At 70.6% G+C, this 13,723-nt stretch carries 13 protein-coding genes; 8 read left to right on the forward strand and 5 right to left on the reverse strand.

The features are described from left to right. Positions 1–43 precede the first annotated feature (43 nt). The gene (locus ABD954_RS02600) at positions 44–529 is read right to left on the reverse strand and encodes a hypothetical protein (protein ID WP_345484077.1); all 486 of its coding nucleotides are present in this window, start codon (positions 527–529) and stop codon (positions 44–46) included. 214 nt (positions 530–743) lie between these two features. Here ABD954_RS02600 and ABD954_RS02605 point away from each other — a divergent pair, with 214 nt between their 5' ends. From ABD954_RS02605 to ABD954_RS02620, 4 genes are all read left to right on the forward strand, one after another. Next, a complete protein-coding gene (locus ABD954_RS02605; RefSeq protein ID WP_345484078.1) occupies positions 744–1,742 on the forward strand; it encodes a collagenase in 999 nt (332 codons plus the stop codon). Between the two features lie 491 nt (positions 1,743–2,233). Then, positions 2,234–3,637: a PP2C family protein-serine/threonine phosphatase gene (locus tag ABD954_RS02610; protein WP_345484079.1), complete on the forward strand. Its 1,404-nt coding sequence runs from the start codon at positions 2,234–2,236 to the stop codon at positions 3,635–3,637. Continuing rightward, on the forward strand, positions 3,634–4,002 hold the full coding sequence (locus ABD954_RS02615) for an STAS domain-containing protein (RefSeq protein ID WP_345484080.1): 369 nt from the start codon (positions 3,634–3,636) through the stop codon (positions 4,000–4,002). The genes ABD954_RS02610 and ABD954_RS02615 overlap by 4 nt, the downstream gene beginning before the upstream one ends. Before the next feature lie 397 nt (positions 4,003–4,399). Further along, a complete protein-coding gene (locus ABD954_RS02620; protein WP_345484081.1) occupies positions 4,400–5,662 on the forward strand; it encodes a cytochrome P450 in 1,263 nt (420 codons plus the stop codon). A gap of 190 nt (positions 5,663–5,852) precedes the next feature. Here the strand turns inward: ABD954_RS02620 and ABD954_RS02625 are convergent, their stop codons facing one another. Beyond that, complete coding sequence (locus ABD954_RS02625) at positions 5,853–7,094, reverse strand: hypothetical protein (RefSeq protein WP_345484082.1); 1,242 nt, start codon at positions 7,092–7,094, stop codon at positions 5,853–5,855. 683 nt (positions 7,095–7,777) lie between these two features. Then, complete coding sequence (locus ABD954_RS02630) at positions 7,778–8,191, reverse strand: hypothetical protein (RefSeq protein ID WP_345484083.1); 414 nt, start codon at positions 8,189–8,191, stop codon at positions 7,778–7,780. A 324-nt stretch (positions 8,192–8,515) separates the two neighbouring features. Between ABD954_RS02630 and ABD954_RS02635 the strand changes: the two genes are divergently transcribed. Continuing rightward, positions 8,516–8,659 (forward strand): hypothetical protein, encoded by a 144-nt coding sequence (locus ABD954_RS02635; RefSeq protein ID WP_345484084.1) that lies wholly within the window; start codon positions 8,516–8,518, stop codon positions 8,657–8,659. A 239-nt stretch (positions 8,660–8,898) separates the two neighbouring features. Here the strand turns inward: ABD954_RS02635 and ABD954_RS02640 are convergent, their stop codons facing one another. Continuing rightward, complete coding sequence (locus tag ABD954_RS02640; RefSeq protein WP_345484085.1) at positions 8,899–9,864, reverse strand: pirin family protein; 966 nt, start codon at positions 9,862–9,864, stop codon at positions 8,899–8,901. A gap of 152 nt (positions 9,865–10,016) precedes the next feature. Here ABD954_RS02640 and ABD954_RS02645 point away from each other — a divergent pair, with 152 nt between their 5' ends. The 3 genes from ABD954_RS02645 (at position 10,017) to ABD954_RS02655 (ending at position 11,703) form a co-directional block, all read left to right on the forward strand. Continuing rightward, entirely contained in the window at positions 10,017–10,364 is a 348-nt protein-coding gene (locus ABD954_RS02645; RefSeq protein ID WP_345484086.1) for a tetratricopeptide repeat protein, read from the forward strand. Positions 10,365–10,423: 59 nt separating this feature from the next. After that, a complete protein-coding gene (locus ABD954_RS02650) occupies positions 10,424–10,987 on the forward strand; it encodes a hypothetical protein (RefSeq protein WP_345484087.1) in 564 nt (187 codons plus the stop codon). Between the two features lie 83 nt (positions 10,988–11,070). Continuing rightward, a complete protein-coding gene (locus ABD954_RS02655; RefSeq protein ID WP_345484088.1) occupies positions 11,071–11,703 on the forward strand; it encodes a DUF305 domain-containing protein in 633 nt (210 codons plus the stop codon). A gap of 243 nt (positions 11,704–11,946) precedes the next feature. On the opposite strand, the gene ABD954_RS02660 is transcribed toward ABD954_RS02655, so the two are convergent. After that, complete coding sequence (locus ABD954_RS02660) at positions 11,947–13,596, reverse strand: amidohydrolase (protein WP_345484089.1); 1,650 nt, start codon at positions 13,594–13,596, stop codon at positions 11,947–11,949. Positions 13,597–13,723 lie beyond the last annotated feature (127 nt).

Below are 13,723 nucleotides of genomic sequence, written 5' to 3' on the forward strand. Positions count from 1 at the left end.
CCCGCGGCGGAACCTTCCTTGAACGGCAGCCGTTCGCGCGCGGTCACCTGACCTGGAGGTCTGCGAGGACAACGACTCGATCGGCCTCGACGTCGAAGCCGATCACCGGATGGCCACCGTCGCCTTCGGGGTCCATCAGCACGGGCCTGCCCAGCCGTCGGCCGATTTCCCGGAGGAAGTCGCAGAACACATCCAGTCGCTCCTGGCCCTGCAACTCCCGCAGGTCGGCATCGAAGTCGACTTCATCGGCAGCATGGAAGCGGAAGATCGCCGATACATCGGCAGTCGGCCAGACCCTCAGCTCCGGACACTCGGCATCCGGCAGGCGGGACAGCACGACCTCCGCCCGGGGCACGGGAAGCAGCGTCTCTCCCTCGGGGTACTGACGCTTCCAGCCCTTCCCCGCGACCAGATCGAGGACGGCCTGCCAGTCCTCCACCGAGGCATCCGGGACACGTACGTCCGGCAGCGCCCCCATCGGGTCCGGGTCGAAGAGGCACTTCACGTCATCCCACAGCAGATCAGCCACCCCGCCATGCTGCCCCGGCCCACCGACTCGACGCACGCCCGTTTCCAGCTGACGAAGACAGTGGCCCGCCGAGCGACGCCCCTTCCAGGAGCCATCGGCGCTCTGGGTTACCACGGCGGCGCTGCGAACACCCTTGCTAAGGCATGTGACATGTGCCATTTTACAGCGCATCCGTCGTCGACGGTCTCCCCAACTCGCCTCCCAGGAGCCGACTTTGCGCACCTTGGCCATCGCCACCGCCGTGCTGATCGCAGCCGCCACCCCTGTCGCCGCCCACCAGGCTCCGGCCGCCGCGGACGCCCACACCCCCCGGGCCGTCACCGAGACGGCGCCGACAGCCGGCCGGGCCGAGCCCGGGCCCGACCACGTCTTCGCCGACGCGGGGCAGCGTCCGGCCCACGGCACGAGCAGGAACACGCCCACCCCGACCGCGTCCGGCGGCGGCAGACTCGAGGCCAGAATCCTGCCCATCGTCCACGACTGCAGCCCGGCACTGCGGATCCGCGCCCAGGAGATGACCGCCGCCCAACTGGCCGCCACCTGCGCGAGCCTCGCCAACCAGGACGCCTACTTCCACGGCGTGGTCAAGGACTCGGGCCCCGTCGCCGACGACTACAACACCAAGCTCGAGGTCGACGTCTTCAACTCGAGCGCGGACTACAAGGCGTACGCCGGGCGGATCTACGGCATCGACACCAACAACGGCGGCATGTACCTGGAAGGGGACCCGGCCCGGGCCGGCAACCAGCCCCGATTCATATGCTACGAGCGCACCGACGTGAGCCCCGGCTGGCAGATCTGGAACCTCAACCACGAGTACACCCACTACCTCGACGGCCGCTTCGACCTCTACGGCGACTTCGCCGACAGCCAGACGACCCCCACCGTCTGGTGGGGCGAGGGCATCGCCGAGTACGTCTCCTACTCGTACCGCGGCGTCCCCTACACCAGCGCGCTGGTCGAGGCCGGCAAGCACACGTACGCGCTGCGCACCCTGTTCGACACCACCTACGCCAACAGCGACGTCAACCGCACCTACAACTGGGGCTACCTCGCCACCCGGTACATGGTCGAGCGGCACCCGGCCGACGTCGCGACCGTCCTCGGCCATTACCGCACCGGGAACTGGACCGCCGCGCGCACGTTCCTGGACACGCTGGACTACGAGAGCGACTGGCACGCCTGGCTGACGGTCGTGGCGGCCGGCGCCTGACCGCCTCCTCACCTCGGAACGAACGGTGAGAGCGACACGGAGCACCCGCTGCCGCCACGTACGGTGCACGACGCACCGGCCGGCCGCGGCCTTGCGCTCATGCGGTGGTCGGCAGTGGGGTGCGGCTCGGCAGAGGTCGCACCCCACCCGGGCGGCAAGGAAACGTCATGACGGCTCAGGCATGGACGCCGTCGGGGCGTTCGACGCAGTGATCATCGGTACGGGAATCCCCGGGATCAGCGCGGCCACCGATCTGAGCCGGAGGCTTCCGACACGCGGTGATGACCTCGACCGGGCTGTTCGTGCGGGAGAGGCGCCCAGCGTCATCGGATCCGGTGACATGGGAGGCGTTCGGTAGAGTCCTGGTGTGCTGGCTGTCCGGTCGGTGCCTTCCTGGGGGGACGAGCGAGACGAGGACCATGCCGGAGCAAGCAAGCCCGTCTGCGATAGCGCCGAGCCGACCTCGTGCCGCATCGGTCGAGGCGGCACGGATGGCGGCAGTGCGCCGTTACGACATTCTGGACACCCCGCCGGACGGCGCCTACGACCGCGTCGCAGCACTGGCCGCACGGTTGTTCGAGGTTCCGGTGGCGACCGTCACGATCGTGGACGAGGACCGGATCTGGTTCAAGGCCACGCACGGGCTGGAAGGGGTCACCGAGATCGGCCGCGACCCGGGCCTGTGCGCCTCGGCCGTCCTGACCGATGACACCACCGTCATTCCCGACACCTTGCTCGATCCGGTCGCCTGCTCCAACCCGCTGGTCGCCGGCCCGATGGGGGTGCGGTTCTACGCCGCCGCTCCGATCATCACCGCCGACGGGTACCGCCTGGGCACGGTCAACGTCCTGGACACCCGTCCCCGTGAGATCAGCGAGGCGGATTCGGCCACGCTCGCGGACCTGGCCGCGGTGGTACGTGACCAGCTCGAGCTGCGGCTGTCCGCGCTGAACGCCGTACGCGCCGAACAGGAGCGCCGCAAGGTCGAAGAGGAGAAGCGTCAGGCGGAGGAGGAAGCCCGCCGGCGTGCGGAGCGGGACAAGGCGGCCATCACCGCGTTCGCCTCCACGCTGCAGCGCACCCTGGTGCCTCCCGCTCTGCCCGCCGTACCCGGGCTCGAGCTGGCCTGTCACTACAAGACGGCCTCCCCGCAGGAAGTGGGCGGCGACTTCTACGACGTCTTCCCCGTCGGCGAGGGCCAGTGGGCGTTCTTCCTGGGCGACGTGTGCGGCAAGGGCGCCGAAGCCGCCTCGGTCACCTCGCTCACCCGCTACACGCTGCGGGCCGCGGCCCTCGTCGACGCCGACCCGATGGCCGCGCTGCAGGCCTTGAACACGGCGCTGCTGCTGGACGCATCGGTCGGCACCCGCTTCTGCACCGCTGTCTTCGGCCTGCTCGATCCGGCTCGGGACGGCGGTTTCACGGTGACGCTGGCCACCGGCGGCCACCCGCCCGCCTACCACCTCAGCCCCACCGAGGACGGCGGTGTGCGGGTCGAGGCGGTCCGCGCCAAGGGCGGCATGCTGGTCGGCGCGTTCGCCGAAGCGGTCTTCGCCTCACGCGTCCTGCACCTGGCCCCCGGCGAAGGACTGCTGCTCTACACCGACGGGCTGACCGAGGCCCGTACCGCCGACGGACAGATGCTCGCCGACAGCGGTCTGGCGGACTTCCTGGCCAAACGAACCGGGCCGGTCGGTGCCGGCACCCTGATCGACGACACCGTCGCGCTCCTGGAGACCCTCCCCGACACCGAACGCGACGACGTGGCGCTGCTGGCCCTGTCCGTCCCCACCGCGGATGCCGCTCCCATCGGCACCACCACCACCGCCCACAGCGCCGCCGCCCCGACCGCACCCGCCGACGCCTCCGTCGGGCAGGAGAACCGACGCCCATGACCGACGCATTCCACATCGACGTCCCGCACACCGACGGCACCCTGGCCGTGATCGCGCTGTCCGGCGAATTCGACATCAACGCCGCGCCCGCCGTGCGTGCCCGCGCCCTGGACCTGATCGCGGACGGCCACCCCCACCTGGTCGCCGACCTGGCGGGCGTCACCTTCTGCGACTCCTCCGGGCTGGGAGCCCTCGTCGGCATCTGGCGCTGCGCCAAGGAGGCCGACGGCACCCTGACCCTGTCGGCCATCCCCGACCGGCTGAGCCGCCTGCTCAGCCTTACGGGGATGGACACCTTCCTGCCCGCCTACCCCACCGCCGAAGCTGCGCTTGCCGCCCGCCAAGGCAACCGCACCACCGCCTGAAGACCCTCCACCCGCACAGGCGGCTCCACGAGATCCCCGGTCGATGCGGCCTGCCCGGCGCCGTTCTTGAGTCCGAGTCTCGTGCCCGAGCAGCTCGTACGGAGGGGACCGACCGTTGCACACCGACGCCGCCGTGCCCACCGACGGGGACATCTTCCGGCAGGAACGCAGGACCTGCTTTCTGACCACCGTGCGGACCGACGGCGGCGGAGGTCCAGTCCGGTGAACGGTCGATGTGCCGTCGACGCGAACGGAGCTGGGCGCCTCTGGCATCTCCTGCCATGACTCGCGCAGACGCCGCCTCCGCTGCCGGTCCGGGACGGCCTCGCCGGAGATCCAGCCGTGACTCCTGGCACACCCTCGGAACGCCGAACCCCGTGCGTGTTAGCGTCCGGCCGTGACTCCCCAGGACCTCGACCTGCCCTCACCTGCCGCGTTGTCCCGGCTCGACCTGTTCGGGGACGGTTTCGTCCGTGACCCCTACCCCTGGCTGGACGCGTTGCGGGCCGACGCCCCCGTGCACCAGGACCCGGGCACCGGACTGTGGCTGGTCAGCCGGTACGACGACATCCGGCGCGTCCTGCTGGACCCGGCGGTGTTCCACCCCGACAACGCGCAGGACGCCGTCACCCCGCTGCCCGTCAGCGTGCTGCGGGTACTGGCCCGGGCCGGCTTCAGGCTGCCGCCCGCGCTCGCCAACAACGGCACGGACAGTCACCACGGTCTGCGGCGCGTGGTCACCCGGTTCTTCAACGCCCAGCGTGTCGCCGCGGCCGTCCCCGTCATCGAGCGCGTCGCCGACGAACTCCTCGACGCCGCGCAGCGGCGCCTCGACTCGACCGGATCCTGCGACCTGTTCGAGACCTACGCCCAGATCCTGCCCTGCCGGGTGCTGATGGAGCTCCTCGGCATCGACGGTGTCGACCCCGCCACACTGATCCGCTGGAGCGACGCCTCACTGGAGCTGTTCTGGGGCAGGCCCACACCCGAGCGGCAGCTGGAACTGGCAGCGCTCGTCGGCGAGTTCCACCAGTGGCTCACCGCGACCGTGAGCGCCGCCCCGGCGCGGCCCGGCAGCTTCGTCGAGGCGCTGACCCGGCACCGCCTGCCCGACGGCCGGCCGGTGGACGTCGGGACCGCGGTCGGCGCGTGCTTCTTCGTCTTCATTGCCGGCCAGTCCACCACCGGGCAGCTCATCTCCACCACGCTGCACCGGGCCCTGGCCGAGCCCGGCATGTGGTCGCGCGCGGCCGACGAGCAGGGCCTGAGCGAGGCGTGGGTGGAGGAGGTACTGCGCCGCGAACCACCGGTGACCACGTGGCGCCGGGTGACCGCCGAGCCCGTGACGCTCGGCGGCGTGGACGTCCCCGCCGGGGCCCAGCTGCTGCTGATGCTCATGGGCAGCGGATCGGACCCGGAGGTGTTCGACGCCCCGGACCAGATGTGCCCGCACCGCGCCAACGCCCGCCACCACCTGTCCTTCGGCGTGGGCCGACACCGCTGCCCGGGCGCGTCGTTGGCCCGGACGGAAGCCGCCGTCGCCCTCCGCGTCGCGGCCCGTCGCCTGCCCCACGCCCAGATCGCCCCGGCGGACGAGCGACCGCCGATCCTCGGCCTGCTGTCCTTCCGCGCCCCTCTACGCGTCCGGGTGATCACTTAGTACTCCCGCAGAACTGGCGTCTCACGGCGACGGTACCGGGCAAGAGCGCGAGCACACTCTGGAAGCGCACTCCCCGACGACGCGATCGCGGGAGGGAGACGCCACCCCCTCTTCCGCGATCGCGACGACAACCTGGGCCGGGTCCGGGCATCCCCACGAAGGTAGCGCTCGCGGAGGAGGCTGCCCACGTTCACTCGTTCGGGGACTCCGTTGCCAGCGGGATACCGCACCGCCAGCAGTCGTTCGCGTGGTCGTCCTGGCAGACGTGGCCGATGGCACCATCCACGCACCATTCGGCGGCCTCCTCGGAAAGCAGGTCGGGCCCGGCAAGGAGCAGCCGACGAAATTCCGTGGTGTCCGCAAGGTCGGCCGGCCGGTTGGCGAACCACTCGTCGAACCAAGGCTCGTCCCGGCACATGTGCCAGTGCGCATTCTCCCGGTCGTCGACAGCCGTAAGGAACCGATCGACGATGCGCCCCCAACTCGGTGCTCCGAACCAGCCGTTGTCGGACGCACAGAAGGATTCGATCAGGGTTCGCAGGCCGAACTCCTTCTCGTGAAGGCAGTACCTTCGCCCCCATGAGATCGCGGCCTGCGCCATCTCCGCGAGTTCATCGCGCGGATCAACCTCGTGCGCCGGGTCGTCAGGGTTGTGGCAGGCCAGCCCGAGCTCGAGCACGGACTGCCCGGTCGGTAGAACCCGGGACGGGTTGACGATCGCGAGACCGAGACCGATCCAGTCGACATGGTCGAACGACAGCATCGAGCGCACGAGTCGGGTGGTTGCCGTGTTGATCCGCATCATCGTGCCGTCGTGCAGCGGACTCTTCCCGGCATGCCAGTTCTCGACGGGTGTGTTGCGCCACACGGCGAGCGTGATGCGGGTGGCAGCGAGCCACAACAGGGCGTCGTCGTCGAGGTGCCCGAACCGCTTGGCACACTCCTGGGCGCCGTAGGTGATCAACTCTTCCGGTTTCGGCCACCGGTGACTGTCGGGCCCTTCAGGCGCGTACTCGTAGTCGCCGGCGTACTCGTCGAGGATCGCGCTCAACTCGGCTGCGCTGTGCGCCTCGCTGTACTCGGAGCCTTCCGACCCCTCGACGGTGTACATGTCGTGGTCCCAGGAAACGTACACGTCGCCCCAGAGCACGACGTCATCGCACTCGCCGGCGTTGTCCGTCACAACCGGCCTGATGGTGATCGGGGCAGTACGCCCATCGGTTCGCTCGCCGTCCTTCTCGGCGGCCCATGCGGTGATGACCCCGAGCGGTTTCGGAAGGAGAGGACCGACCTCGGTGATGCTGAACGGCTCGTCGTCGTCATCGGTGTCGAACCGGCTATTGACGAACGCGACCGCCTCGGAGGGCGTACTGACGATGGACTGGCTACCATTCTCGTTGTCAACTACACGCCACAACGCCCTGTTCTCCACGGTGCTCTCCGATCGCGGTGAGTGCACCCGGGGCGGGTGCGGTGCGCCGGGTCGCTCGGCACTGTCTCCAATTATGGGCTGATCAACCCGTCCGTAGTCCCGCAGGCGCTCGTCGGCGACGACGCTCGGGACGTTCGTGGGCCACCTGCGCTCATCCGCACCACCCCCTGCCTCGAACTCATCCGCGGAGTCGGTCACTCGGTTCATCGGCGGATTCAGCTCGAAGGCCTGGAGGCAGGCACCCGGTTCTGCCTCGAATCAGGGAGGGAAGACTGGCGCTGGTCGAGGCTCCCAAGAACGGCAACCCTGATGACTTTCTTGATCTCACGATCCAGTTCATGGGGAACCGCTGACAACTGCCTCCGCCAAGCCATCGTTCTTCCACTCGTACGCGTGGACCACGTCCCAGCCTGGCTCGCCGAGTGGAACGAACACCCCAGCCCCTTCGTCGCACCAAACCAGCCGACGAGATCCTCGACAAAGTCGCCGCCTACTGCCGACGAATCTCCGACTCAGATCACCAGGCCCTCTCCGGTGGAGCGTTGCATCAGTCACGGCAGTCGTAAGCCGTGTCCTTCGTCGCAAGATGAGCTCTTTCGGAGGTCAGGGCGGTGTTCACTCGCAGCCGAGCCCGGCCTGGGGCCCGTGCTGTCCGCCCCCCGCCGCCAGCCGTCCTCCGGGAGTCAGGACTCCTTGACCTTGACCAGTATCACGGTGATCGGTCCGTCCACGTCCGGCTGCAGGTACACCTTCTTCGAACTCACCGTCCAGAGCTGGATGTCGCTCATCCCGTCAGGTTCGGGTTGCAGATACACGAAGTTCGAGGGGGTGGGATCCCAGGTGCCGCCGAAGTCGTCGAGGGTGGCCGTACCCCCATCGATCTCCACATCGTCCTGGGAGAAGCCGACGGCGGAGAATCGACCGCCCGCGTCCAAGCGGATCTCCGCACCCGTGTCGTCATTCCGGTACACCCCGGGCAGGTCGCCCGGGTCGACATGGACCGGGCCCAGACCTGTACACCCCGACACGAGAACCGTCATCAGTGCGACCAGCACGGCGACGAAGCCGCTCCTCCCCATCCCTCGTGCCGTCTTCATGTCGACCCGTGTGTCCACACTTCTCCCCCCGGACCAGGCAGCGGGATTGCCACCCCACCACCCATTTGAACACGCTTAAAAAATCGGTGTGCAGCTGGCCCCCGGTACGGCTCAATGGGGTTGAGCGGCGCGGGCCCCTCGTCGTTCTGGCTGGGGAAGGTGGCCGATCACGTCCCTGTGGGCGCTGGCCGGCCCATGAGGTGATCGGGGGCGACGAACAACTCTGCGAAGAAGCCCTGTGCGCACAGGAGGGGAAGGCCACCTTCTCGGGCACGGCACGTGACGCCTACCAATTCGGCTTCGACCGGCCCCAGCCAACACCGGTTGACGGCAGTCCCCCGGCTCTTCACCCTCCTCGACGGTCTCTCGCGGCGCTCCCCGCGACTGATCGACGACATCGAATGGCACGACTCGCCCGCCGTGTACCAGTCCGGTTCGCGGGCCGATGAGACGTCGTGGGAGACGTAGACCCTGTGCGAGCCCCTTGCTGCGCGCCCTGGGCTGCAGCGGAGTCAGTCAAGTCAGCAAAAGGTCCGCATTCAGCTGACCAGACCTGTCCGCAGACGAGCACACGGTGAAAACGCACCTGCCAACCGTGCGACTGCGGGAGGGCTGCGACGTGCCCCCCTCCCACAGTCGCCGCGCCAGCGACAGGCAGGGGTCGCTCATCTCTCAGCCCCACGTCCGCGCGACAGGGAAACCACCGGTCAGCGCACCCTGCCCCGCGCCTTCAGCTGCGTCGCAGGGACCTCCGGAGCGTCCAGGCGTCCGCCGTCGTAGCCCTTCACCTCGCCGAAGCGGTCGGACGTCATCCAGTCCTCCCTCGCCTTGCGGATCTCCTCGTCCGTGCGGCCGACGAAGTTCCACCACATCACGATCTCCTCCTCGAACGGTTCGCCGCCCAGGAGCATCAGGCCCGCGTCGGAGGCGGCGCGCAGGGGGAGTTCGGTGCGGCCGCAGCCGAGGTAGAGCATGGAGCCGGGGAGCACGGGGACGTCGTCGACGTGGGCCTCGCCGGACATGGAGAGGACCGCGTACTCGAAGTCGGGGTCGAGCGGGAGGCGGGTCTCGGTGCCGGCGGCCAGGGCGAGGTCGGCGCCGGTGATCGGGGTGTAGGCGGTGCCGGGTGACACCGCCCCGTCGAGCGCGCCGAGGATGACCGTCGCGGTCAGGCCCGGTGCCGTGACCTGCGGGAGCTCGGCGTGGTGCTGGAAGTGCGGTTCGACGTGGCGGTGGGCGTCGGGCAGCGCCACCCACAGTTGGGCGCCGTGCAGATAGCGGGCGTGGGGCCGGGGGCTCTCCTCGGAGTGGGAGATCGCCCGGCCGGACGTCATCAGCCCCAGTTCGCGCGGGCGGATGGTCTGCAGACTGCCGGTCGAGTCGCGGTGGAGCACCTCGCCCTCGTGCAGCCAGCTGACGGTCTGCAGGCCCATGTGCGGGTGGGGCGGGACCTGCATGCCGGGTTCGTCGGCGATGTCGTCGGGGCCGTAGTGGTCGACGAAGGCCCAGGCGCCGACCATGCGGCGGCCGAGGTTGGGGAGCAGCCGGCGGACCTCGGTCGATTCGCCGAGCTGGACATGGCGCGGACTGAGGAGTTCTCGTACCGGTTCGGCGACGACGAAGCCCCGGCCACCGCAGACCTGGAGGGCGGCCTGCCGATCAAGATTGCTCATGCCGCTCAACCTATTCCTGTCGGGGTGCCCTGTGGGGCGGACCCGCGCCATTAATTTCGGTCCGCAACGTTGGTGGAATTTTCAACGATCTCGTCGGGTTGACGGCATCGGTACACCGGACGACCGGTCCCGACGACAGAGAAGAGCGAACGGTGAGCGAGGAGACGTACTACGAGTTCGGCACGGCGGCCGACCGCTGGGGCCGGGCGCAGCTGTTCTTCGAGGCGAAGGAGTACCTGACGGCCGCCCGCATCCTGCGCGGCCTGGTCGCCGAGCACCCGGACCAGACCGCCCAGCGCCTGCTGCTCGCCCGCGCGTACTATCACTCCGCCCAGCTCGTCCGCGCCGAGGAGGAGCTCCGCGCCGTCCTGGAGCGCGACCCCGTCGAGCACTACGCCCGGCTCATGCTCGGCCGCACCCTGGAGCGGCAGGGCCGTCCCGTGGAGGCGGCGCCGCACCTGCGGCTCGCCGCTGCCATGAGCGGCGACACGGTGGAGTGACACACCGACCCCGAAGTCGGTACCGCCCGGGGGTATCCGCTAGGGTCGGTTCCGTGCACGTGGGACTCGAACGACACGGACGTACCCGAGCAGCAGGTGCCCTCGCGCACCTGCTGCTCGTCGTCGTGCTCGCCCTGGGCGTCTTCATGATGCACTCGACGGGACACCCGGAGGGTTCACCGGGCGGGGGCACCGCCCCCGGCGGTTCGGGCGCGCACCATGCGGCCGGGCACCCCACGGGCGCGCACCATGCGGACGCGCACGACGCGGCCGGCCTCGGGCGCCCCTCGTACGAGCCAGCCGTCGTCCCGGTCTCGGACGCGGAACCCGGCATCGCCCTCGCCGCCTCCCCGCACGGGCCGTCACCGCTGGACCCGGCCGCGCGGGGCCCGGCCCCGCACCCCTCCTCGTCCCATGACTCCGGCGGCACCGGAATGGACATGACCACGCTGTGCGTGGCCGTCCTCGGCGTCTGGCTGATCGCCGCGCTCGTCCGGGCCGCGCTCGTCCGCCGTACCGTGCGGATCGACGACCTGTCGGCCCGGCTGCTGGCCGCGCTCGGTCCGAACGCTCCCCCACCCCGGCCATCCGACCTCGCCCGGCTGTCCGTTCTGCGGATCTAGGCCGTCCCGCCACCGCGGGCGCTTCGCGCTGCCCGCAGACGCGTTCGACCTTTCCAGAACCCCAGCACACGAGGTGTACACGCATGCGTGCCTTCCACAACTCCGCCGCCCGCAAGCTCGCCGTGGCCGGCGCCGTCGCCACCGCCGGGCTCCTGCTCTCCGCCTGCGGATCCGACGACTCCGCCAACGGCACGGACCACGGCGCCAAGCCCTCGGCCACCGCCACCGCCACCGCCTCCGCTTCCGCCTCGGCTTCCGCCGGGGCGTTCAACGACGCGGACGTGACCTTCGCGCAGATGATGATCCCCCACCACGAGCAGGCCCTCCAGATGGCCAGGCTTGCCGACGGCCGCGCCGAGGACCCGGAGATCAAGAAGCTCGTCGGTGAGATCGAGAAGGCGCAGGACCCCGAGATCCAGAAGATGCGGTCCTGGCTGAAGACCTGGGGCAAGCCCGAGTCCATGGGCCACGGCGGCCACGGCATGGCCGGCATGGTGTCCGACACCGACATGACGGACCTCGCCGCCTCCAAGGGCAGGACCTTCGACCGCAAGTTCGCCGAGCTGATGATCGCGCACCACGAGGGCGCGGTGGAGATGGCGAGGACCGAGCAGAAGGACGGCAAGGACGCGGCCGCGAAGAAGGTGGCCGATGACGTGGTGCGGACGCAGGCCGCCGAGATCGCCCAGCTGAAGAAGATCCTCGAACGGCTCTGACCGGAACGGCCCCGGCGTGACCGCATCCCGCCCTACGGGTCCGGTCGCGCCGGGGCCCTGTCACCGACCGGCCGTCCATCGACCGGTCCTGCCGCCGGATCCGCTCAAGGTCCGCTCCGGATCCGCTCCGGATCCGCTCCGGATCCGCTCCGGATGCGTCCGGATGCGTCCGGATCCGGTCCTGCCACCGACCGTCGGCCCCGCGCGACCGCGCGGCCGACGCTCGCGGACCCGAGCCGCCCGTCACGCCGTGTGGACGACCTCGCCTCCCACGACGACGGTCTCGGCGACCGTGCCCGGGATGTCGTCGGGGTCGGCGCGCAGGATGTCCCGGGAGAGGACGACGAAGTCGGCGAGCTTGCCGACGGTCAGCGAACCGCGCTCGTTCTCGAGGAAGTTGGCACGGGCCGAGCCCAGGGTGTAGCCCTCGACGGCGGTGGCGACGTCGAGGGTCTCCCCGGGGGTCCACGCCTCGCCGCCGCCGGGCGGGCGGCGGGTCACGGCGGCGTGAATGCCGATCATGGGGTCCATCTCGGCCACGTTCCAGTCACTGGACAGGGCGAGCAGGGCCCCGGCGCGGTGCAGGCTGCGCAGCGGCCACGCCTTGTGCCAGCGCTCGGGGCCGATGTTCTCGGCCCAGTCCTGGCCGGGGCCGGCGATGTCGGGGGCGGCGTGGCGGGGCTGCATGCAGGCGGTGACGCCGAGCTCGGCGAACCGCGGGGTGTCGGCGGGGTCGAGGCATTCGACGTGCACGATCTGATGGCGGGCGTCGCGCGGACCGTTGGCGGCCCGGGCCGCCTCGACGGCGTCGAGGACGGTGCGGATGCCACGGTCGCCGGTGGCGTGCACGAAGCACTGGAACCCGCGCGCGTCGAGGCGGGTGAGGAGCGCGGCGAACTCCTCGGGCGGGTAGAACGTGTCGCCGCGGTGGTGGCCGCAGCCCGCGTACGGTTCGAGCAGGGCGGCCGTGCGGGGCTCGACGACGTCGTCGATGTAGAGCTTGAGCGGCCCGACGCGCAGCCGGTCGTCCGCGAACTCCTTGGCCGCCGCGGCGAATTCGTCCAGCTCGGCGTCGCTGGTGCCGCGCGGGTGGAACAGCGCGGCGACGATCCGCGAGCGGAGCCGGCCCTCCGTGCGGGCGCGCCGGAAGAGGGCGAGGTCGTCGAGGGAGTTCTGGGGTTCGACCACGGTGGTGATGCCGTAGCCGATCGCGGCGTCGAGGCTCTTGGCGAGCCGCCCGTACTGGCGGTCGGGCGAGGCCCACGGCACGCCGAGTTCGCGCAGCGCCCGGTGGCCTTCGCGGGAGAGGCCCTTGATGGCGAAGTCTCGGACGAATCCGGTCGGTTCGCCCGTCGCGGGGTCGGTGACGGCGGTGCCGAAGGGCAGCTCGGTGCGGTCGGCGCGGATGCCGAGGCGGCGCAGGGCGGCGGTGTTGAGCCAGGCGGTGTGGACGTCGTAGCTGAGGACGAGGGCGGGGGTGTCGCCGGTGACGGGGTCGAGGTCGGCGGCGGTGGGCATGCGGCCGCCGGGGATCGCGGAGTAGTCGAACGCCTCGGCCTCGATCCACGGGGCGTCGGGGTGTGCGGCGCGCCAGGCGCGGACGCGGGCGTGGATCTCGTCCAGGTCGCGGGCTCCGGCGAGTTGGACGCAGGCGTCGTCGGAGCCGAGGCGCACGTGGTTGTGGGCGTCGACGAAACCGGGCAGGACGAGGCGCCCGCCCGCGTCGAGCACGCGTGTGCGGGGTCCGGTCCAGGCGTCGGCGTCCGCGGCATCGCCGATCCAGACGATGCGGCCGTCGCGGACGGCGAACGCCTCGGCCTCGGGCCGGGCGGGGTCGACGGTGTGCACGCGGGCGTGGGTGAGGAGGAGGTCGGCGGGGGCAGGGCGGTTCATACGGGTCTTTCTCCAGGTGCGGTACGGGGTGGGGGCGGGGGGCCAGGACCTCGACGGGTCGGGCCGGAAGGCGGCGCGCGGGCTGCTCTGTCCCGTACGGGGCGGGGGGGGCCAGGCCCTCGACGGG

This window comes from Streptomyces roseoviridis, from assembly GCF_039535235.1.
Taxonomy (GTDB): Bacteria; Actinomycetota; Actinomycetes; order Streptomycetales; family Streptomycetaceae; genus Streptomyces; species Streptomyces roseoviridis.

Bases quoted from the DNA above. Each gene is read 5' to 3' on its own strand.
- ABD954_RS02660 (WP_345484089.1), bottom strand. From the start codon at position 13,596: ATGAACCGCCCTGCCCCCGCCGACCTCCTCCTCACCCACGCCCGCGTG.
- ABD954_RS02615 (WP_345484080.1), top strand. From the start codon at position 3,634: ATGACCGACGCATTCCACATCGACGTCCCGCACACCGACGGCACCCTG.
- ABD954_RS02640 (WP_345484085.1), bottom strand. From the start codon at position 9,864: ATGAGCAATCTTGATCGGCAGGCCGCCCTCCAGGTCTGCGGTGGCCGG.
- ABD954_RS02610 (WP_345484079.1), top strand. From the start codon at position 2,234: ATGGCGGCAGTGCGCCGTTACGACATTCTGGACACCCCGCCGGACGGC.
- ABD954_RS02630 (WP_345484083.1), bottom strand. From the start codon at position 8,191: ATGAAGACGGCACGAGGGATGGGGAGGAGCGGCTTCGTCGCCGTGCTG.
- ABD954_RS02655 (WP_345484088.1), top strand. From the start codon at position 11,071: ATGCGTGCCTTCCACAACTCCGCCGCCCGCAAGCTCGCCGTGGCCGGC.